This window comes from Luteibacter sp., from assembly GCF_036500425.1.
Lineage (GTDB): Bacteria > Pseudomonadota > Gammaproteobacteria > Xanthomonadales > Rhodanobacteraceae > Luteibacter.
On record NZ_DASYCB010000034.1, the window covers coordinates 41,211 to 60,857 of the forward strand.

The following is a 19,647-nucleotide window of genomic DNA, read 5'->3' on the forward strand; positions in this document are numbered from 1 at the left end:
AGGTGTCAGACGCGACGGAACATGAGCGTGCCGTTGGTGCCACCGAAGCCGAACGAGTTGGACATGACGACCGTGAGATCGGCCTTCTCGGCCTTGTTGGGCACGAGATCCATGCCCAGCGCCGCGACTTCCGGATCGACGTTCTCGAGGTTCATGGTCGGCGGCATGATGCCGTCGCGCAGGGCCAGGATCGAGAAGATCGCTTCGACGCCGCCCGCGGCACCGAGGAGATGCCCCGTCACCGACTTGGTGGAGCTGACAGCGAATTTGCCCTTCTTCGTCGCATGTTCGCCGAACACGTTGCGGATGGCCTTGGCTTCACCCAGGTCGCCCACCGGCGTGGAGGTGCCGTGCGCGTTCACGTACTGCACGTCTTCCGGCTTGAGGCCAGCATCGTGCAGCGCGTTACGCATCGCCAGTTCCGCACCATCGCCGCTGGGCGAAGTGATGTGGTACGCGTCGCCGCTCATGCCGAAACCGATGAGCTCGGCCAGGATGTTGGCGCCGCGTGCCTTGGCGAACTCGTATTCCTCGAGCATGAGCATGCCCGCGCCGTTGGACAGCAGGAAGCCATCACGGCCCGTATCCCAGGGACGGCTGGCGTGCACGGGATCGTCGTTGCGGGTGGACATGGCCTTGGCCGAGCAGAAGCCCGCCATCGCCGTCGGCGTGGTGGCGAACTCGGCGCCACCGGCCAGCATCGCGTCGGCATCGCCGTACTGGATCAGGCGCATGGCCATGCCGATATTGTGCGCAGCGGTGGTGCACGCCGACACGAGGGCGATGTTCGGGCCCTTCATGCCGTGATAAATCGAAAGATTGCCCGCCACCATGTTGATGATGGAGCTCGGCACGAAGAACGGCGACACCTTGCGCGGGCCCTTCGCCTCAAGCTCGAGCGCGGTGGCTTCAATGGTATGGAGGCCACCGATGCCTGCGCCGGCGGCAACGCCGACGCGGCCGGCGTTCTCATCGGTGATGACGAGGCCGGACTGGCGGAACGCATGCGTGCCCGCGACGATGCCGTAGTGGATGAAGGGATCCATCCGCTTGAAGTCTTTCGCAATGGAGCGGCGGTCGTCGTCGGGCGTATCCGTACCGGCGAAATAGGCTTCCACTGGATCAAAACCACGTACTTCGCCCGCAATGCGGGTGGCGTAATGGGTGGCGTCGAAATCGGTCACCGGGCCGATGCCAGTGTTGCCTTCAACGACATTCTTCCAGGCGGTGGCGAGATCATTACCGACCGGCGAGATGATTCCCATGCCGGTCACTACCACGCGTCGCTTAGTCATGCATTTGTTCCTTCACTGTACCCAGGCGAACCATACGCAGGCGCAGGTTTCGATGGGCGGAAACGAAAACTGCGCCATAACGGCGCAGCTTCCATGTCGCTCGGAGCTCGACGGGAGGCGCGCCCCCGATCGACAGCCAGTCAACTGATCAGCTCTTGACGTGAGCCGTGACGTAGTCGATGGCCTGCTGAACCGTCGTGATCTTCTCGGCGTCTTCGTCCGGGATCTCGCACTCGAACTCTTCTTCAAGAGCCATCACGAGTTCGACGGTATCCAGCGAATCCGCGCCGAGGTCGTCAACGAACGATGCGTTGTTGGTGACTTCATCTTCCTTGACGCCCAGCTGTTCGACGACGATCTTCTTGACGCGTTCTTCGATGGTGCTCATGTCGCTATAACCTCCCGAGGGGAAAAATCCGGCGCATTGTAGTGGCTAAGGTCCATACCCGCCAGCACGTAGCCGTTCGTAGATAGCGCCAGGGTGAACCCGGACGCGAAAGGGTGATTGTCTCTCAAAATCGGCCCGGTGGCGACTGCCGGGCCCTGCCGGTCAGGGCATGTACATACCGCCGTTGACGTGAAGGGTCTCACCGGTGATGTACTTCGCGGCCGGAGAGGCCAGGAAGCCCACGGCTTCGGCGATATCACGCCCTTCGCCCAGGTGGCCCAGGGCAATGCCCGAAAGCAGGGCCGTGCGCTGCTCTTCCGGCAGGGCGCGGGTCATGTCGGTATCGATGAAGCCCGGTGCGACCACGTTCACGGTGATGCCGCGCGAGCCGATTTCCCGGGCCAGCGACTTCGAGAATGCGATGATGCCGGCCTTGGCCGCGGCGTAGTTAGCCTGGCCCGGGTTGCCGGTCACGCCAACCACGGAAGCGATGCTGATGATGCGCCCCTTGCGGGCCTTCATCATGCCGCGCATCACCGCCTTCGACGTACGGAAGACCGAGGTCAGGTTGGTATCCATGATGGCGCTCCAGTCATCCTCTTTCATGCGCATGAGGAGCTGGTCGCGGGTGATGCCGGCATTGTTCACGAGGATGCTGATGGCGCCGGAGGCCTTGGCGATCTCGTCGACCAGGGCATCGATGGATTCCGGGTTGGTCACATCGAGCACGCGGCCATGGCCGCCCTGCGCCGCAAGGCGTTCGCCGATGGCATTGGCACCGGCCTCGCTCGTGGCGGTACCGTAAACGGTGGCACCCTGCTCTGCCAGCAGGTCGGCGATAGCGGCGCCAATGCCGCGGCTGGCGCCGGTGACCAGCGCGATTTCGCCCTTCAGGGAATGGGTCATGGGTTTTGGGTCCTACGACAGGGGAATGGGGATCAGGCCTGGATAGCCGCGTCGAGCTCGGCCGGCGTACCAATCGCCTTGGCCTCGACGGATTTATCGATGCGCTTGATGAGGCCGGCCAGCACCTTGCCCGGGCCACACTCGAGCGCCTGGGTGATGCCGTTGGCCGCAAGGGCCTGGACGCACTCGGTCCAGCGGACCGGCAGGTAGAGCTGGCGCTGCAAGGCGCCGCGAATGTCATCGAGCGAGGCGTGGATCTTCGCGTCGGCGTTCTGGACAACGGGGATCGAGGGCAACTGCCAGGCAATGGCGGCCATCTTCTCGCCCAGTTTGTCGGCCGCATCGCGCATGAGCATGGAATGGGAGGGCACGGAAACGGCCAGCTTCACGGCTTTCTTGACACCTAGCTCAGCCAGGCGTGCCAGTGCACGATCCACAGCCTCGGCGTGGCCGGCGATCACCAGCTGGCCAGGCGAATTGAAGTTGGCAGGAGCGACGACCTGGCCCTGGGCCACCTCCTCGCACACCTGAGCGATCTGGGCATCATCACCACCAAGAATGGCCGCCATGGCACCCACGCCAGGCGGCACGGCCGCCTGCATGAGGCGGCCACGCTCAGCCACCAGCCCGGCGGCATCCTTGAGCGAAAGGGCACCCGCCGCGACCAGGGCGCTGTACTCGCCGAGGCTGTGTCCGGAAAGGTAGGCGGGCCGCTTGCCGCCCTGCTTCAGATATACCCGCCACACGGCGACGCTGGCGGCCAGCAGGGCGGGCTGGGTGTTCTCGGTGCTGTTGAGCTTCTCTTCGGGGCCATTCTGGCTGATATCCCAAAGATCGACACCCGCGCCTTCGGAGGCTTCATCAAACGTAGCCTTCACCTCGGGATGGGCGGCGGCCAGTTCGGCAAGCATGCCGACGGACTGGGAACCCTGGCCAGGGAAAACGATGGCGAGCGAGGGGTTGGTCGAAGTCATGCGGGGCGATTCCGGTCGTTCAAACCGCGAATGGTGCCAGCAACCCATGGGCGAATGCACCATTCGCATGGGTTTGGAACCCGGGAGGCATGGCGGCCAGGGCCGCTCCCACAAAAAAACGGCGCACCAGGTGCGCCGTTCTTTACATCTTCACATGGCGTGAAGATCAGTCTTCGACTTCAACCGCACCGCGGGTGTCGATGACCTTCTTACCGCGGTAGAAGCCATCCTTCGTCACGTGGTGGCGCAGGTGGACTTCACCGCTGGTCGGGTCGGTCGACAGCTGCACGCCCTTCAGGGCATCGTGCGAACGGCGCATGCCGCGGGTGGACGGGGTCTTGCGGCTCTTGGCAACGGCCATGGCGAATCTCCAGCGAAATTACTTAATAAGTCCGCGGAGAGCCGCGAACGGGTTATCGGATGGGTCCTGCGAAGAAGGCAGTTCTTCTTCCTCAGGCGCGTTTACGTCTTCGGGCAGCTCAGCGTCCGGATTGACCGGAACAAGGGGCAACGCCAACAACAATTCGTCCTCGATCGCCGCCAGCGGATCCAGCTTGCCGTCCTGCTCCAGCAGGAGCGGTTCGTAGCCGGGCGGAAGCGATGCCTCCTCACGCTCTTCGACAATCAGTCCGAGTACGGCATCTACCTCCACCGGGAACTGGAAGGGTTCCAGGGAACGCTGGCAGACCAGCGTCGGCGAGGCCTTTGCGCGGACAGCCACATAGGCGACACCGAGGTCATCACGACCGAAGTCCAGTTCGTAGCTTACGTCGCCTTCGGGCGACGCAACCACATCAGCCAGGCGCTTGAACGCCGACAGTGGAAGCTGGCCCTGGAACGAACGCCGCGCACGTACTTCGCGCCAAGCGTCCACGGACGATGGCAGAGTCACGGACATAATCGGGAAATGGTAGGCATCAACATGCCTTAAGTCAACTGGTTAGACACAACGGCGAACATCACCCGGCGTTTTTGCGATGCGACCCGGGTTTCGGGCAGACTCGTGCCGAGCGGGAAGTTTGCCGCAGCACGCCCAACGAGGGGAAGAGTTAGCGTGTTTTCCTTTGCATATTATGCACTTGCCGTGATGACAGCGATTGTCGCCGGGCTGCTGGGCTGGCTGTTTGCCCACCGCCGCCGGCGCCGTCGGCATGGGGCCCTGCAGGACCTGATGGATCAGGCGGATCGCCTTGAGACTGATCTGAAGGATTGCCGCGACCGCCTCCAGCGCGCCCATGCGGTCATGCAGTTCAGCCCGGACCAGCCCGCCGTGGGCGAGGTGGAGGCCCAGCAAGCCGTTGATTCGGGCTTGCGGGCCCTGCTCCAGCAGCGCTTATGGATTCGTGACCGGGCACCCAGCGCCAGCCAGCGCGAACTCGACGACGCCGTCAGCGCACTGGTCCGAGCCCGCCACCAGCTCGAGCCCCGCCTGCAAGCCCTGGACGATGCCCAGACCGCCCTCGATACCGCCGTACGCGAACACTTCCAGCCGGATCGCTAAACCTTGCCCTCGCCGACCGTTATCCTTGCCTCGACCTCGGCCTACCGGGCCACCCTCCTCCGCCGCCTGTTCGATGACTTCACCCAAGCCGCGCCGGGAACCGACGAGGCGGCGCTCGATGGCGAACGGCCCGCTGCCCGTGCCGCGCGCCTTGCCGAAGCCAAGGCACGCGCGGTCGCCGCAACCCACCCCGGGCATATCGTCATCGGCTCCGACCAGGTCGCCGACCTCAACGGTACGGTGCTCGACAAGCCAGGCACGGTACACGCGGCGCACCGCCAGCTCGAGGCGAGTTCGGGGCAGCAGGTGATCTTCCACACCGCGGTCTGCATCCTGGATGCGGACGGTGGTGCGCATGCGCATGTGGACGAAACACGCGTGACCTTCCGCACGCTCTCGCACGACGACATCGTGCGCTATGTGGAACGCGAACGCCCACTGGATTGCGCCGGCAGCTTCAAATGCGAAGGCCTGGGCATCACCCTGTTCGAACGCATCAACAACGACGACCCGACGGCACTCATCGGGCTGCCGCTTATCGCGACGTCACGGCTACTGCGCGCCGCGGGTATCGCCCTGCCCTGAAGCGCGGTAGGCGCGCATCCATACGATGCAATCGTCCGGATTGCCGGGGGCGCCCGTGCTTGCCTTCGCTCGTGCTTCGTAGAAGGCAAACCGCCGACGCCCGGCAAACGCATCGACGCGAGCCAGCGGGCGGATGATGTCGACACGTGCACAGACGGTGCCGAGCCAGTCACGTGCCTCACGATCACGCAGCGCGGTTTCGTCCACGGCGAGCAGGACCGGCGCGCCGGCGTGTTCGCGCAACGCGGCTTCATCCAGCCGCCACGCATGCAACTGTGGCGCACGGCCATGCTTCACATTAAGCGGGCTATCCAGTGAGTACACCGTTGCCGCGGGGCCGATGGCGAAGCGTAGCTCGGCGGCGAGCATGAAGTTATCGGCGACGAGCAACATGCTCCCGGGCCGGGGTGGCAACGCGGCCGAGGCTTCGCGCCAGCCAACGAAATTCGCAGGGAAGGCTTTTGCACTGGCTAGCGCGACCGCCCCGCGCGGAGACGCCGCAAGTCCCAGGTAGGCAAACCCCACGGCCAGGCCCAGGCCGGCGACGCCCATCGCGATCGTCGCAAAACGCTGCATCCGCGTTGACGACGAGGCAAGCAAGCCGGGCAACGCCGCGCAGAGCAGGATATAAGCCGGCAGCGGCCAATGGGCACGAAAACGCAGATCGTCGGCGAACAGCCCGAGGACGAAGTAAGCGACGACGAACGTGCCGGCCAGCGCGCAGAGCACATCAAGCGGGGCGGTGCCTCGCTGCCGCCACGCCTTCCATAACGCCCACAACAGCAAGGCGTACATCAGCGGCGTGCAGGCGACCGCCTGCTCCAGCGGCTGCACCACGGCGTCCACGTGGAATTGCCACGGATTGCGCTCCACCAGCTGGAACGCCACGCCTGCACCGTGCGCGCCCATGTTGTAGATAACGATCGGGAGGAGTCCTGCCGCCGCCACCAGCATCGCGAGCCACAGCCCGGGACGGCGCCATGCGGTGCGCCCCCGCGGCATCGCCGCGAGAAAGACGAGGCCGGCCAGCATCGCCATGGCCGCGCGGTAATGGGTCGCCCATGCCATCGCCAGACCGGCACCGAGCAAGAGCCAATGACGACTACGATTCGTCTCAAGCGCAAGCACCAAGCCCTGCGTAGCGAGAAGGATGGCGAAGGTCAGGGGCACATCCGGCAGCGCCAGCACCCCCAGGCTCCCGACAAGCGGGAGCAGCAGCGCGAAGGTGGCCGCCTGCCAACCGGCCGCCGCATCACCGCCGCGCCAGGCCAACGAGGCGACCTGCCACGGCACCAGCGCGCCCAGCACCAGGAAGGGCAAGCGCATGGCGAGCAGCCCATGCCCGAAAACGGCTTCGGAGGCACCGATGAGCCAAGCGGTGAGCGGCGGCAGGTCGCTATAGCCCCACGCCGGCCGCAGGCTCTCCTGCCAATAAAAGGCCTCATCACCGAAGGGGGACAAGGTGGCCGCTATGACCACCTTGCAGGCACAGGCCAGGACGAACAGACCGAGGAACACACCTCGCCAGCGCCGCGCGCGCACCGCTACACTCGACGGCTCATCCATCGATATGGCCAGGCCGGGGGCCACACGCATCGATCATGTCTGCCATTACTCCACTTAACGACGAAATGCTGCGCCACCGACTGGATGCGGCCCTTGCGCAGGTCAACGGTGTCCTGCTCGGCAAGCCGCGCCAGGTCAAGCTCGCCTTCACCTGCCTGGTAGCCGGCGGCCACCTGTTGCTGGAGGATGTTCCGGGCGTGGGCAAAACCACGCTTGCACATGCGCTAGCCGCGACCTTCGACCTGGCATTCCAGCGTATCCAGTTCACCAGCGACCTGCTGCCCTCGGACATTATCGGGGTGAGCGTGTACGAGCGCGAGACGGGCGAGTTCCGTTTCCACCCAGGCCCGATCTTCACCAGCCTGCTGCTCGCCGATGAAATCAACCGCGCGACGCCAAAATCACAGAGCGCACTCCTCGAAGCCATGGCCGAAGGCCAGGCGACCGTGGATGGCACCACGCATGATTTGCCGACGCCATTCTTCGTCGTGGCCACCCAGAATCCACTCGACCTGGCCGGCACGTTCCCCCTCCCGGATTCGCAGCTCGACCGCTTCATGCTGCGCCTGTCACTCGACTATCCCGATCCTGCCGCGGAGCGTGCGCTGCTGATCGGCGAGGATCGGCGGGACATGATGGCCACGCTGAGGCCACGCCTGGACGCCGAAGCGATCGCCCACCTGCGTGCTGCCGCGCAAGGCATCAAGACCACCAGCACCCTGCTCGACTACCTCCAGGCGCTACTCGCGGCCAGCCGGAAGCACAGCGAGGTACGCGTGGGCCTGTCGCCCCGCGCCGGGCTGGCGATCCTGGCGGCGTCGCGCGCCTGGGCCATGCTCAGCGGCCGCGACCACGTGATTCCTGAAGATGTGCAAACGGTCTTCATCCCCGCCGCGGCGCACCGACTCGTGCCGGGTCGCGGCAGCCACCGCGAAGCGATTGCCCGTGCGCTCCTCGCCGAGACGCCGGTGCCCTGATGGAACGCGCGGCGCCGCGGATACTGGCGTGGGCCGAACGGCGGCTGCCCGCCCTCACCCGGCTGCGCCCACGTGAGGCGTTGCCCATCGTCCTGCACCGGCGACGCATCTATATCGTGCCCACCGGGTTCGGGCTCGGCTTCGCCGTGTTGCTGGGCGTGATGCTGATCGGCGCACTCAACTACGCCAACAATGCCGCGCTCATGCTCACCTGCCTGCTCGGTGCGGCCACCGCAGGCAGCATGTTAGTGGCCTTCCGCGTGCTCAACGGGCTGGCGATCAGCACCTTGCGGGCGGATACCGCCCGCGTAGGCGAACGTGTACGCCTGTCACTCGATCTCTCGGCAAAGCAGCACGCGCGCAGCGCCGTTCGGATGGACATCGCGGGGAGCGAGCACGCTTTGAACGTTCCCGCGGGAGCGCAAACGGCCGTCGAATTTGAACTGCATGCCGAACGCCGCGGCTGGTTGCCCCTGCCGCGCATCCGCATCCACACACGGTGGCCACTGGGCTTGTTCCGCGCCTGGAGCTGGATCCACCCGGATAGCACGGTGCTGATCTACCCCATGCCCGAAGCGATGGGCCCTTCCCCTTTTGAACCCCAGGGAGACGCCGATCGTGGCCGACCGCGCGTCGGCGATGAGCTGGCATCGCTACGGACCTACCGGCCGGGTGACCCGCGCAGGCAGATCGCGTGGAAGCTCAGCGCCCGCCACCACAGCCTGCTGGTGAAGGACATGGAGCAACCGGCGCCGCAGGAGGACTGGCGCCTGGACTGGGATAGCGTGCGCGGCCTCGACGATGAGTCGCGGATCGCCCGGCTCGCACGCTGGATCGATGAAGCCCATGACGACGGCAGACGCTGGAGCCTGCGCTTGCCCGATGCGTATTTCGATATTGCTCAAGGCGATGAGCATTACCATCGCTGCATGACCGCGCTGGCCCTGCGGCCATGACCCGCTTTCGACTTTCGCTTGCTCCACGGCTGGATACCGAGCCACGGCTCGCCGCACGCCCGTTCAACCTGTTGTGCCTCAGCATGGCTTTCGTCCTTGCCACGCATGCCACGCACCTGCCCTGGTGGTTCTCGGCGACGCTGGCTGCCGCGCTGGCATGGCGCTGGCGGCATCGAAACCGGGGCGGCCGTCCCGTTTCCATGTGGATCAAACTGCCGGTGGTCGGCCTGCTGCTGGCCGTCGTGGTTGCCACCTACGGCACGTTGTTCGGCCGCGAGCCGGGTGCCGCGTTTGCCACCGGGCTCCTCGTGTTGAAAACGCTGGAGACCGAGCATCGCCGTGATGCCCGGGTCGGCATCGCCTTTGGCGGCTTCGCCCTGATGAGCGCGCTGCTTTTCAATCAGTCGCTGGTAGCCACCGTCGTGGTGGCGCTGGGTCTCTTCCCGGCACTGGGAACACTGCGCGCCATCGAGGAGGTTGCGCCACCGCGCGAACCATGGCGCACTGAATTCGTGCCGGTGCTGGGGATGCTCGCCGCGTCCATTCCCCTCGCCGCCTTCGCGTTCCTGTTTATTCCCAGGCTGGAGTCCCCACTCTGGGGGGCGCCGAACGCACAACGGGCCGTGACCGGCCTGGCCAGTACCATGTCGCCAGGTGACATGGGCGAGCTTCTGGTCGACGACACCCCGGCCTTGCGCATCTCGTTCGATGGCCCGGTACCGGCCGCCGAAGGACGCTACTTCCGCGCGTACACCATGCTTTACTTCGACGGCCATCAGTGGAGTTCCGGCTTTCGCGCCTACTCGCCTGCCAGCGATGCCGCCGGGGCCCGCCCGCGCTTCAACTATCACGTCACGATGGAGCCCACCCAGCAACGCATCCTGCCGATGCTCGACATGCCGTTTGCGGCGCCCACCGATGCCGCACTTCAATACGACCGGACCGTCCTGGCGAACCAACGGGTGCAGGCGACGAAGAGCTACGATGCGGCCGCCACGGTGGATTACACGCTCGACCCTGAGTTAAGCCCCGCACTTCGGCGCGCCGCCTTGCAACTGCCGCCGGCGGTGGGGCCGCGTGCGAGGGAGCTGGCCCAGGGTTGGGCAAGCCAGTACAACCACGACGCGATGGCCATCGCACGTGCCGCGCTCGGGATGTTTCGCGATGGAGGCTTCCGCTACACGCTCGCCCCTGCTCCCCTCGGCGCGGATCGTATCGACGATTTCCTGTTCGGTACGCGTGAAGGCTTCTGCGAGTACTACGCGTCGAGCTTCACGTTCCTCATGCGCGCCGCGGGCGTGCCCGCGCGCGTCGTTACCGGTTATCAAGGCGGCTACTGGAATCGTCTCGGCTCATACCTGCTGGTACGGCGATCCGATGCGCATGCCTGGACCGAACTATGGATCGCCGGGCGGGGCTGGGTGCGTTTTGACCCGACCGGCGCCGTGCGTCCGGAACGCGTCAGCCAGGGCGCCGCGTCCGCCGCATCGGCAAGCGGTGACGGCGTTTCGTTCTTCGATGGTGGCTGGCTGCGGCCGCTGCGCGATCGCTGGGATGTGGTCAACCAATGGTGGAACCAGGCCGTTAATGGTTTCGACGCGTTGCGCCAGCGAGGCATGCTGCAGCCGTTTGGCATCCGCCGCACCGATGTGGGCGACCTCGCGGTAATCTTAGCCGTAGGCTGCACCTTCCTCATCGCAAGCGCGTTAGGCTGGGCGTTGTTCCAGCGACGTGAAGGCGATGCGTTGGACGCATTGATGCAGCGCCTGCAGCGGAAGCTCGCCCGTGCTGGCGTGGCGCGTCGTACGGGCGAAGGCCCAAGGCATTTCATGGCGAGGGCGGCCCGCTCACTGCCTGCGCATCGAAATGCCCTGGAAAGGTTGAGCGAGCTTTACTTGAGTTCACGTTACGCCCACGACGAACCGCCACCTGAACTAGTCAAACAGTTTCGGCAGGCGGTGAGGGAATTCCGGACGCGTGGCGTGGTCAAATAGGTCATGGCGGCGGCTGTGCCCGTCGCCCCGAGGAGAGTGACATGTCCATGTACAAACCGTTGGCCGTCGCCGCTGCCACCCTTGCGTTGGGCGCGTGCGCCACGGTACCGCAGCCGCTGCAGGGCCAGTTCAACGATGTCACCACCGTCAACGCCCAGCAGGGCGGCGCCCCAGGCGCCAAGGTGCGCTGGGGTGGCGAGATCATCAAGACCGAGCCGGGTCCGCAGCAGACCTGCTTCTTCGTGCTCTCGCAACCGCTTGATGATGAAGCCCGCCCGACCGCCACCAAGGCGGAAAGCCAGGGCCGCTTCGTCGCATGCCGTGATGGGTTCTATGATCCGGAAGTGTTCACCCGTGGCCGCGAGATCACCGTGACCGGCACGCTGCATGGCGCCGTCTCGCAGAAGGTGGGTGATTTCGACTATGCCTACCCCCGTGTCGAAGCTGACGTGGTCTACCTGTGGCCGAAGCGCGTTCCCATCAACCGGTACCCGTCGGGCTTCTACGACCCGTTCTGGGGGCCAGGCTGGGGCCCGGGCTACGGTCCGTACGGTTACGGTCCCTGGGGCGACCCGTTCTGGTACCGCCCGCGCACCGTGATCATCCGCCAGGCACCGCCACCGCGCCCGCACAAATAAGCCACACAAAAAAGCCCGGCAACCGCCGGGCTTTTTTGTGCCTGTGTAGGAGCGCGCATGCGCGCGATAGGGGTTACGGCAAGCCCCATCGCGCGCAAGCGCGCTCCTACATGATCAGCCTGGGGGCCAGTGCATCTGGCGGCCGGCGAGCAGGTGGACATGGATGTGGAATACCGTTTGCCCGCCGTGGCTGTTGGTGTTGATTACCGTGCGGTAGCCGTCCTTTGCAAGGCCCTGCGCCCGCGCATAGGCGGCCGCGGCGAGCAGCAGCTTACCGAGCAGCCCGGCATCGTCCGGCATCGCATCGTCCAGCGTGGCGATCGCCCGCTTGGGGATGAAGAGGACATGCACCGGCGCCTGCGGATTCAGGTCGCGGAACGCCAGCACATCGTCGTCTTCGTAGACGATATCGGCAGGGATTTCCCGGCGGACGATCTTGGCGAAAATGGTATCGGTCACTACTACGATCTCCTGGATCAGGTCAGCCGAGCGATTGCCGGCTTCCGAAGGCGTGCGCCAGCGTGCCACGATCGACGAACTCAAGCTCGCCGCCCAGCGGTACGCCGTGGGCAAGACGGGTCGCACGGATGCCTGCGGCCTTGGCCAGCTGTCCGATGTAATGCGCCGTGGCCTCGCCTTCGACGGTAGGGTTGGTCGCGATGATCATTTCCTCGACATCACCCTCCCCCAACCGCTCCACGAGCAGCGGCAGACCCAGCTCTTCCGGGCCCAGCCCATCCAGCGGCGACAACCGCCCAAGCAGCACGAAATAGTGGCCACGGAAACCCGTAGCCTGCTCGATCGCGGCCAGGTCTGAGGGGGATTCAACAACGCACAGCACCTGGCGGTCACGTGTCGCGCTGGCGCACAGCGTGCAGACTGGCGTTTCGCTGAAGTTGCGGCAGCGCGTGCAGTTACCTACATCGCGCATCGCGGACTCAAGCGCTGACGCAAGGCGCAGGCCACCCTGCCGCTCACGCTCGAGCAGGTGGAATGCCATGCGCTGCGCGCTCTTGGCGCCGACGCCCGGCAGGCAACGCAGGGCATCGATCAATTCGCCAAGCAGGCGGGAACCGTTACTCATCGTGTGCCTGGCAGCGTCTTAGAACGGCATCTTGAAGCCAGGCGGCAGGTTCAGGCCTGACGTGACGCCGCCAAGGCGGTTGCGGCTGACTTCGGCGATCTTGTTCACCGCATCGTTAACAGCGGCGGCGACGAGGTCCTCAGCCATTTCCGGATCATCCGCGAACGTCTGGCGATCGATATGGACGCTGCGCACTTCGTGGCCACCCGACATGGTCACGGTGACCAGGCCGCCGCCGGCGCTACCGGTGATTTCCGTCTTCGCCAGTTCTTCCTGCGCACGCTTCATTTCATCCTGCATGCGCTGGGCCTGCTGCATCAGCTGACCGATTTGACCTTTCATGTTCCTGGCTCCACGGGTTTGATCGATTGGGGAATAACGCGCGCACCGAAGTCGCGCTTAAGCGCCTGGACAAGGGGATCGCTGTCGATAGAGGCCTCCGCGTTTGCCTGCGCGTCGCTCGCCGCCTGGGCGCGACGATCCGCAGGCGTGCCGAGGTTGCCGCCTTCGCCCACGAAGCGGAAGCGCACACGGCGGCCCAGCGCGTTCGAGACCTTTTCTTCCATCTGGCTGGTCAGCGGCTCGACAGCGAGGTGCAGGTGCTGCGGCTGCAGCGCCAGCACCATGGCTTCGCCATCCACACCGCGCAGGGTGCAGTTCTGCGCCAGCTGGCCGATGGGGCCACGAAGATGGGCGCGCTCGACAATGTCGTGCCAGTCCGGCAAGCCGTTCGCACCCATCGCGAGGGGACGCGGCGGAGCAGGCGGAGCCGCGGGTGCGGGGGCCGGCGCTGGTGCAGCCGCGGGTGCCGGTGCTTGCGGAGCCTGACGCGGCGGCGCGGCCGCCGGTGGCGGAGCCTGGCGCGTGGGCGCCGGTGCAGCCGCCTGCGCAGGCACGCTGCGCGGCGCCGAAGGGCCTTGCCCACCCTCAGCCGGGCGGAACGCATGCATGCGCAACAGCACCATCTCGAAGCCGATCCGCGCGTCCGGCGCCATGGGTAGTTCGCGACGACCGTTGGTGGTGATCTGGTAGTAGAGCTGCACGTCTTCCGCTGCGAGGCGCTCGGCCAGTGCGGCAAGGCCGGCGTCGCTCTCTTCGCCACGGTAGCCCGGGACGAGCTGCAAGAGCTGGATCCGGTGCAGCACGGTGGCGAGGTCGTCGAGGACCCCAGCGAAATCCGGCGAGAACGATGCAATTCGATCGGCCTCGGCCATCAGCCCGGCGCCATCGCCAGCCGCGAGCGCTTCAAGCACGCCGAGCACCTGGCCGCGCTCGACACTGCCGAGCATGGCGCGCACGTCACCCGCGCGCAGCACGCCACCGCCGTAGGCGATGGCCTGGTCGAGCAAGGAAAGACCATCACGCAGCGAACCATCCGCACCATGCGCGAGTTCGGCGATCGCCTCGTCGTCGTATTCGATAGCCTCGGCGCCAAGGATGTGTTTCATCTGACCGGAAATCTGCTCAGGCAGCAGGCGCTTCAGGTTGAACTTGAGGCAGCGCGATAACACCGTCACCGGCAGTTTCTGCGGGTCGGTGGTGGCGAGCAGGAACTTGACGTGCGGCGGCGGCTCTTCGAGCGTTTTCAGCAGCGCATTGAACGCCGGCTTGGAAAGCATGTGCACCTCATCGACGAGGTACACCTTGAAGCGGCCACGCGAGGGTGCGTATTGCGCGTTCTCGATCACCTCGCGCACATCGTCCACGCCTGTGTTGCTGGCGGCATCGATTTCGAGGAGGTCGACGAAGCGCCCCGCATCGACGGCCGTGCACACCGCGCATTCGCCACACGGGTCTGCGGATTCACCCCGCTCGCAGTTCAGGGACTTGGCGAAGATGCGGGCAATCGTGGTCTTACCAACGCCGCGGGTGCCGGTGAAGAGGTAGGCATGGTGCATGCGGCCGCTGTCGAGCGCATTGGTGAGCGCGCGAACCACGTGTTCCTGGCCCACGAGTTCGGCGAACTTCCGTGGGCGCCACTTGCGTGCGAGAACCTGATAGGACATGCGATCTACCTTGGGGCGACAGTCGATTGTGCCAAGGAGACGGAGCCGGCGAAAGCGCCAGGCCAAAAAGGCGATGACCCTGCCAGCCACACCCCGGCACCCGAATCGCCCGCTACCGTTGCTTCCTTCCGGACCTGGCGGAGTTCACGGACTATCGTCGCGGGGGGACCGACAGGGCCACCATAAAGACGTAGAACTGGCGGAGAGGGCGGGATTCGAACCCGCGATACGCTATTAACGTATACACACTTTCCAGGCGTGCTCCTTAAACCACTCGGACACCTCTCCGCACGTGTACTTCTCTTTGCCGGCTTCCGTCCCGACAAAGAAGCGGAAGGATAACGGCATGCGCAGCCCCGCACAAGCGGCTAGCCGGCCGTCGGGCGCACCGGCGCAGGCTCAGGGAGCGCCAGACGCTCGCCCGGCCGCGCTATGCGGTACCCCCTTTCCTCGAGCGTCTCGCCCTCAGAGACACTGCCGTAGTGGTACAGGGCCATGCGGGCGCGCACTTCGTCGGGATATTCACGCTCGAGGTCGTCGACGCCGGTGTGTGAGGGGTTGCCAACCACGCCGCAATCATGGGCGATGAGCTCGCCTGACACCGCGTGGATCGCCAGCGCCTCCGGCACGGGCCGCGTATCGCCCGTGAAGACGAAACCACCGCGCAGGGCCAGGCCATAGGAGGTTCCCTGCACATGGTGCCGGGTGGGAAACACATCGAACCACAGGCCTGCGTGCCAGAAGCCGCGGGTGCATGGCACCAGGTGGAAAGCGTCCCAATAGTTCACGCCGCCCTCGGCCAGGGCACCGGGATAGTCGGCCACCCTGCCCTGCAGCCATGGCAGCAGCCCGGCATGTAGAAAGACCTTCGTTTGGCCGCGCAGGGCTTCATCGAACCACAAGCGGAAAAACAACCGCTCCATGCCTGCCACGTGGTCCATGTGGGTGTGGGTGATGTACAGGGCGGCCGGCGGTTTACCGTAGGCGGCAACGTACCGATCCAGCGTATCGGGGCCGCAATCTACCAGGAGCAGCGGCTGGCCATCGCGCTCCAGCACGACCGCCGATGAGCCCAGTTCGATCGCATGGGCGGCGCCCGTCCCGAGGAAGCGGAGGTCGTAGGTCATGCGCGAAAACCCTCTTCGTAGGCCTGGACCAGGGCCGGCCAGAGCACTTCATCGAACGCATCGCCGCTCTCGCGCGCACCCAGCTTCACCAGCGAGCGCTTCAAGCGCGCCAGGTTGGCCCAACGCCAACGTGCGGCAGGCCGGCGTAGTCGGCCACGGTCGAAATCAATCAGGTACAGACCCGCGCCATTGACCAGGATGTTGTGCGCGTTGAGATCGGCATGCCAGGCGCCCACACGGTGAAAGCTGGCCACGAGCTCACCTACGCGGCGAGCCAGCGCTTCATTGAAGGCGCCATCGGCCAGACGCTCGGCCAGGGTGCGGGCATCGGGCACCCGCAGGGTGATCAGGTCGGCGCGGTAGCTCAGCCCATGGCGAACATGGCGTGCCGCAAGCGGTGGCGGCACGGGGAGCCCAAGCCGCGCCAGTTCGGCCAGTAAACGGAACTCGCGGCTGCTCCGGGTGCGTTCGGCCCCAGTGAAAAGGTAGCTATCGCCCAACAGCGCTGCCACCATGCCGCCACGGCGGTAGTGGCGCAACACGGCCTCGCCCGCCGGCGTATCGATGATGGCGACGCCACCGCGGCCGCCCGGCTGGGCACGCAAGGCCCCCTGCCTGGCCCACGCATCGGGCGAAAACCAGTCGGCGTCGACTTGAGCTGCACGGGCCGCGTCGAACAGAATCGTGCCGCCCGCGGCCTCCGTTACTCGTTGGTCTGTCATCTGAAGGGCCGCCCGCGTGGCAGCCACCTATTCCGGTAACCCGATCGTGTCCAGTCTAGCAAGCCGCCCCCTCCCGCCGGGAGACTCCAGCCTCTGCATCCTGCGGACGTCCGCTATTGGCGACGTGACGCACGTCGTGCCGCTTATCCGTACGCTGCAGGCGGCCGCGCCACAGACCCGGCTTACATGGCTCGTGGGCAAGCTCGAACAGAAGCTCGTGGGCGACCTGCCGGGCGTGGAGTTCATCCTGTTTGACAAGGGCAAGGGCCGCGAGGGCATGCGCGCGACACGCGAGGCCCTCGCGGGGCGCCGTTTCGACGCGCTGCTACACATGCAGGTGGCGCTGCGCTCCAACCTGCTGAGCCTGGCCGTGAAGGCCGACCGCCGCATCGGTTACGACAGGGCACGCTCCAAGGACCTCCACGGCTTGTTCGTCAACGAGCGCATCCCGGCGCGCACGGGCGAGCATGTACTCGATGCCATGGCCAGCTTCATCGAACCGCTGGGGCTGAAGCAGACCGAGGTGCGTTGGGATATCCCGATCCCCGCCGAGGCGCATGCCTGGGCGGCCGAGCAGCTTCCCGGCGATACGCCGACCCTGCTGGTGAGCCCGATGTCCAGCCACACGGTCCGTAACTGGCGGGTGGATCGCTATGCGGCACTCATCGACCACGCCATGGCCCGCGGCATGCGCGTCGCCCTGGTCGGTGGCCCCTCGCCCGCCGAGCGAGAGCTCGCCGACCAGATCCTGGCTGCAGTGAAGGATGCGCCCATGGACCTCACCGGCAAGGACACGCTGAAGCGGTTCATGGCCTTGCTCGGGCGGACGAGCATGATCCTCACACCGGATTCCGGCCCGATGCACATGGCGAACGCCGCTGGCACCAAGGTGTTGGGCCTGCACGCCGCCAGTAACCCGCACCGCTCGGGGCCCTACTCCGACCGCCGCTGGTGCGTCGACAAGTACGATGCCGCGTCGCGCAAGTTCTTCGGCAAGCCCGCCTCGGAGATTCCCTGGGGAACCAAGATCGAGAAGGCGGGCGTGATGGATCTGGTCGACGTGCCGGCGATGGTCGACCGCTTCGAGGCGTGCGCCGACTTCCTCAAGATCCCCCTGCGGGGATGATCAGAACGAGGTCGGCTTCGCGCCGTAGTCCTTGTACGACTTCTCTTCCACCAGGGTGGAGCCAAGCTTCAGGTTGATCTCGCGCTTCACGGCGGCACGCTCGTCGTTTTCGAAGTAGACGGAGCGGGCGAGCTGGATGAAGTCGTTATCGAACGCCTGCGCCTTTTCCTTAACGCGGATGCGGTCTTCGATATCCCACAGGCGCTTGTTCACGGCGAGCAGGCGGCCCGTCTCGTCGCGAATATCCGTCTTCGAGGCGGCGTGGTTCGCCCAGGTGGTTTCGAGCAGTTCCAGCTCGTTGCGCACATTGGTCAACTTGGCCTCGTCGGTGATCTCCTGCAGCTTGATCTGGAGGATGGTCATCTTGTCGATCAGCTCACCGAAGGACACCGGGGTCTCGATCAGGCTCATGCGTGGGTCTCCGTCAGGTCAGGCGCGGCAGGTTATCAGTATTGGCCACCCTACAGCGACACGGCGCCGAAGGTGTCGAGCAGCAGGATGACGTTCAGCGTCAGCACCAGCAGCGCGGCGATGGAGGCCACGGCGGTCACTGGCCGGCTCACCTGGAAGGCGCCCATCACGCGTTGATGGGAGGCGAACCACACGAGCGCCACCATGGGGAATGGTAAGGCGATGCTAAGCGCTACCTGGCTCAGCACGAGCGCCCGCGTAGCGTCCACGCCCGCCGCCACCACGGCGAAGCTCGGCAGCATGGTCACCGCGCGGCGCAGCCATAGCGGGATCCGGAAATCCACGAAGCCCTGCATGATCATCTGCCCCGCCATGGTTCCGACCACGGAGCTGGAAAAGCCCGACGCAATCAACGAAACGAGGAAAATGGTCGCGGCAGCGCCACCCAGCAGCGGCACCAGGGTCTGGTAGGCGGTTTCAATCCGGGCCACATCCGGATGCCCGCCGTGAAACGCACTGGCCGCCATGATCACCATGGCGAGATTGATCAGCCCTGCGACCGCCAGCGCCAGGATGACCTCCACGTTGGAAAGGTGGATGATCCGCCGGCGCTCGACATCATTGCTCGGCTTGGCGCGCCGTTCGGTCAGGCCCGAATGCAGGAAGAGCGCGTGCGGCATCACCGTGGCGCCAATGATGCCCACGGCCAGCGCGACTGCCATCCCATCGGGAAGATCGGGTTTGAAGACGTGCAGCCCCACCGCCGCCCAGTCCACCGGTGCGATGAACAGCTCGATCAGGTAGGAAAGACCCACCACGCCGACCAGGGCGCCGATCGTCAACTCAAGCCGCCGCGCACCCCTGCCTTCGAGCAGGAGCAGCACGTAGGTCACCACCCCGGTAATGACCATGCCGGCCAGCAAGGGCATGTGGAAGAGGAGCGCCAGCCCGATGGCGCCACCCAGGAATTCCGCGAGGTCCGTCGCCATGGCAGCAAGCTCGCTCACCACCCACATCATCCAGACCAGCGGCCTCGGCAGGTGCTGCCGGCACAACTGTGCGAGGTTGTAGCCGGTGACGATGCCGATACGAGCGGACAGGCTCTGGAACAGCATGGCGACCAGGTTGGCGAGCACGACTACCCACAGCAGTGCATATCCATAGCGTGCACCGGCCTGAATATTGGTCGCGAAGTTGCCCGGGTCGATATAGGCGACCGAGACGACGATAGCCGGCCCCGCGAACGGGGCCAACGCGGCAAACCCGCGGCGGCGGCCCTGCAGGACCTCCCGCATCACCTGGGCATCACGTGCCTGCCTGACGTCTTCTTTCACCCGGCCGCCTGCGTAAACGCATATCGCGTTCGCAGACAGTACATCCCCGGGAACGTG

At 65.7% G+C, this 19,647-nt stretch carries 22 protein-coding genes, 1 tRNA gene and 1 other RNA gene; 7 read left to right on the forward strand and 17 right to left on the reverse strand.

The window, feature by feature from the left end:
• Positions 1–5 precede the first annotated feature (5 nt).
• From fabF to VGN46_RS08520, 6 genes are all read right to left on the reverse strand, one after another.
• The gene (gene fabF, locus VGN46_RS08495) at positions 6–1,295 is read right to left on the reverse strand and encodes a beta-ketoacyl-ACP synthase II (RefSeq protein ID WP_331642682.1); all 1,290 of its coding nucleotides are present in this window, start codon (positions 1,293–1,295) and stop codon (positions 6–8) included.
• A 148-nt stretch (positions 1,296–1,443) separates the two neighbouring features.
• Positions 1,444–1,683 (reverse strand): acyl carrier protein, encoded by a 240-nt coding sequence (acpP, locus tag VGN46_RS08500; RefSeq protein ID WP_331642684.1) that lies wholly within the window; start codon positions 1,681–1,683, stop codon positions 1,444–1,446.
• A 162-nt stretch (positions 1,684–1,845) separates the two neighbouring features.
• A complete protein-coding gene (gene fabG, locus VGN46_RS08505) occupies positions 1,846–2,589 on the reverse strand; it encodes a 3-oxoacyl-ACP reductase FabG (protein ID WP_331642686.1) in 744 nt (247 codons plus the stop codon).
• 32 nt (positions 2,590–2,621) lie between these two features.
• Positions 2,622–3,563 carry an ACP S-malonyltransferase gene (gene fabD, locus VGN46_RS08510; RefSeq protein WP_331642688.1) on the reverse strand — a complete coding sequence of 314 codons (942 nt, stop codon included), beginning with the start codon at positions 3,561–3,563 and terminating at the stop codon, positions 2,622–2,624.
• A gap of 166 nt (positions 3,564–3,729) precedes the next feature.
• Entirely contained in the window at positions 3,730–3,924 is a 195-nt protein-coding gene (gene rpmF, locus VGN46_RS08515; protein WP_139983614.1) for a 50S ribosomal protein L32, read from the reverse strand.
• An 18-nt stretch (positions 3,925–3,942) separates the two neighbouring features.
• Entirely contained in the window at positions 3,943–4,461 is a 519-nt protein-coding gene (locus tag VGN46_RS08520) for a YceD family protein (RefSeq protein ID WP_331642690.1), read from the reverse strand.
• 156 nt (positions 4,462–4,617) lie between these two features.
• On the opposite strand from VGN46_RS08520, the gene VGN46_RS08525 reads away from it, so the two are divergent.
• Positions 4,618–5,064, forward strand: a complete 447-nt coding sequence (locus tag VGN46_RS08525; protein ID WP_331642692.1) for a hypothetical protein — start codon at positions 4,618–4,620, stop codon at positions 5,062–5,064.
• A 3-nt stretch (positions 5,065–5,067) separates the two neighbouring features.
• Positions 5,068–5,649 carry a Maf family protein gene (locus VGN46_RS08530; protein WP_331642694.1) on the forward strand — a complete coding sequence of 194 codons (582 nt, stop codon included), beginning with the start codon at positions 5,068–5,070 and terminating at the stop codon, positions 5,647–5,649.
• On the opposite strand, the gene VGN46_RS08535 is transcribed toward VGN46_RS08530, so the two are convergent.
• Positions 5,617–7,245: an ArnT family glycosyltransferase gene (locus tag VGN46_RS08535; protein ID WP_331642696.1), complete on the reverse strand. Its 1,629-nt coding sequence runs from the start codon at positions 7,243–7,245 to the stop codon at positions 5,617–5,619. The genes VGN46_RS08530 and VGN46_RS08535 overlap by 33 nt on opposite strands.
• Before the next feature lie 5 nt (positions 7,246–7,250).
• On the opposite strand from VGN46_RS08535, the gene VGN46_RS08540 reads away from it, so the two are divergent.
• From VGN46_RS08540 to VGN46_RS08555, 4 genes are read left to right on the forward strand one after another with little or no spacing between them, the layout of a single operon-like run.
• Positions 7,251–8,192, forward strand: coding sequence for an AAA family ATPase (locus VGN46_RS08540; protein WP_414675240.1), 942 nt, complete (start codon positions 7,251–7,253; stop codon positions 8,190–8,192).
• The gene (locus tag VGN46_RS08545) at positions 8,192–9,148 is read left to right on the forward strand and encodes a DUF58 domain-containing protein (RefSeq protein WP_331642698.1); all 957 of its coding nucleotides are present in this window, start codon (positions 8,192–8,194) and stop codon (positions 9,146–9,148) included. The genes VGN46_RS08540 and VGN46_RS08545 overlap by 1 nt, the downstream gene beginning before the upstream one ends.
• On the forward strand, positions 9,145–11,142 hold the full coding sequence (locus VGN46_RS08550; RefSeq protein WP_331642700.1) for a DUF3488 and transglutaminase-like domain-containing protein: 1,998 nt from the start codon (positions 9,145–9,147) through the stop codon (positions 11,140–11,142). The genes VGN46_RS08545 and VGN46_RS08550 overlap by 4 nt, the downstream gene beginning before the upstream one ends.
• Before the next feature lie 41 nt (positions 11,143–11,183).
• Complete coding sequence (locus VGN46_RS08555; protein WP_331642702.1) at positions 11,184–11,780, forward strand: Slp/YeaY family lipoprotein; 597 nt, start codon at positions 11,184–11,186, stop codon at positions 11,778–11,780.
• Positions 11,781–11,894: 114 nt separating this feature from the next.
• Here the strand turns inward: VGN46_RS08555 and VGN46_RS08560 are convergent, their stop codons facing one another.
• From VGN46_RS08560 to VGN46_RS08595, 8 genes are all read right to left on the reverse strand, one after another.
• Complete coding sequence (locus tag VGN46_RS08560; protein WP_331642704.1) at positions 11,895–12,239, reverse strand: histidine triad nucleotide-binding protein; 345 nt, start codon at positions 12,237–12,239, stop codon at positions 11,895–11,897.
• Between the two features lie 22 nt (positions 12,240–12,261).
• Positions 12,262–12,864: a recombination mediator RecR gene (gene recR / locus VGN46_RS08565; RefSeq protein ID WP_331642706.1), complete on the reverse strand. Its 603-nt coding sequence runs from the start codon at positions 12,862–12,864 to the stop codon at positions 12,262–12,264.
• A gap of 18 nt (positions 12,865–12,882) precedes the next feature.
• Positions 12,883–13,206: a YbaB/EbfC family nucleoid-associated protein gene (locus VGN46_RS08570; RefSeq protein WP_331642708.1), complete on the reverse strand. Its 324-nt coding sequence runs from the start codon at positions 13,204–13,206 to the stop codon at positions 12,883–12,885.
• Entirely contained in the window at positions 13,203–14,870 is a 1,668-nt protein-coding gene (gene dnaX / locus VGN46_RS08575; RefSeq protein ID WP_331642710.1) for a DNA polymerase III subunit gamma/tau, read from the reverse strand. The genes VGN46_RS08570 and dnaX overlap by 4 nt, the downstream gene beginning before the upstream one ends.
• A 77-nt stretch (positions 14,871–14,947) precedes the next feature.
• Positions 14,948–15,044, reverse strand: an RNA gene (ffs, locus tag VGN46_RS08580) — signal recognition particle sRNA small type.
• 23 nt (positions 15,045–15,067) lie between these two features.
• Positions 15,068–15,158: transfer RNA gene (locus VGN46_RS08585), tRNA-Ser, on the reverse strand.
• Positions 15,159–15,238: 80 nt separating this feature from the next.
• Complete coding sequence (locus tag VGN46_RS08590) at positions 15,239–15,997, reverse strand: MBL fold metallo-hydrolase (protein WP_331642712.1); 759 nt, start codon at positions 15,995–15,997, stop codon at positions 15,239–15,241.
• Positions 15,994–16,719 carry a 3-deoxy-D-manno-octulosonic acid kinase gene (locus VGN46_RS08595; RefSeq protein ID WP_331642714.1) on the reverse strand — a complete coding sequence of 242 codons (726 nt, stop codon included), beginning with the start codon at positions 16,717–16,719 and terminating at the stop codon, positions 15,994–15,996. The genes VGN46_RS08590 and VGN46_RS08595 overlap by 4 nt, the downstream gene beginning before the upstream one ends.
• A gap of 124 nt (positions 16,720–16,843) precedes the next feature.
• Here VGN46_RS08595 and VGN46_RS08600 point away from each other — a divergent pair, with 124 nt between their 5' ends.
• Positions 16,844–17,845, forward strand: coding sequence for a glycosyltransferase family 9 protein (locus tag VGN46_RS08600; protein ID WP_331642716.1), 1,002 nt, complete (start codon positions 16,844–16,846; stop codon positions 17,843–17,845).
• On the opposite strand, the gene VGN46_RS08605 is transcribed toward VGN46_RS08600, so the two are convergent.
• A complete protein-coding gene (locus VGN46_RS08605) occupies positions 17,846–18,256 on the reverse strand; it encodes a DUF6165 family protein (protein ID WP_331642719.1) in 411 nt (136 codons plus the stop codon).
• A gap of 50 nt (positions 18,257–18,306) precedes the next feature.
• A complete protein-coding gene (locus VGN46_RS08610) occupies positions 18,307–19,590 on the reverse strand; it encodes an Nramp family divalent metal transporter (protein ID WP_331642721.1) in 1,284 nt (427 codons plus the stop codon).
• Positions 19,591–19,647 lie beyond the last annotated feature (57 nt).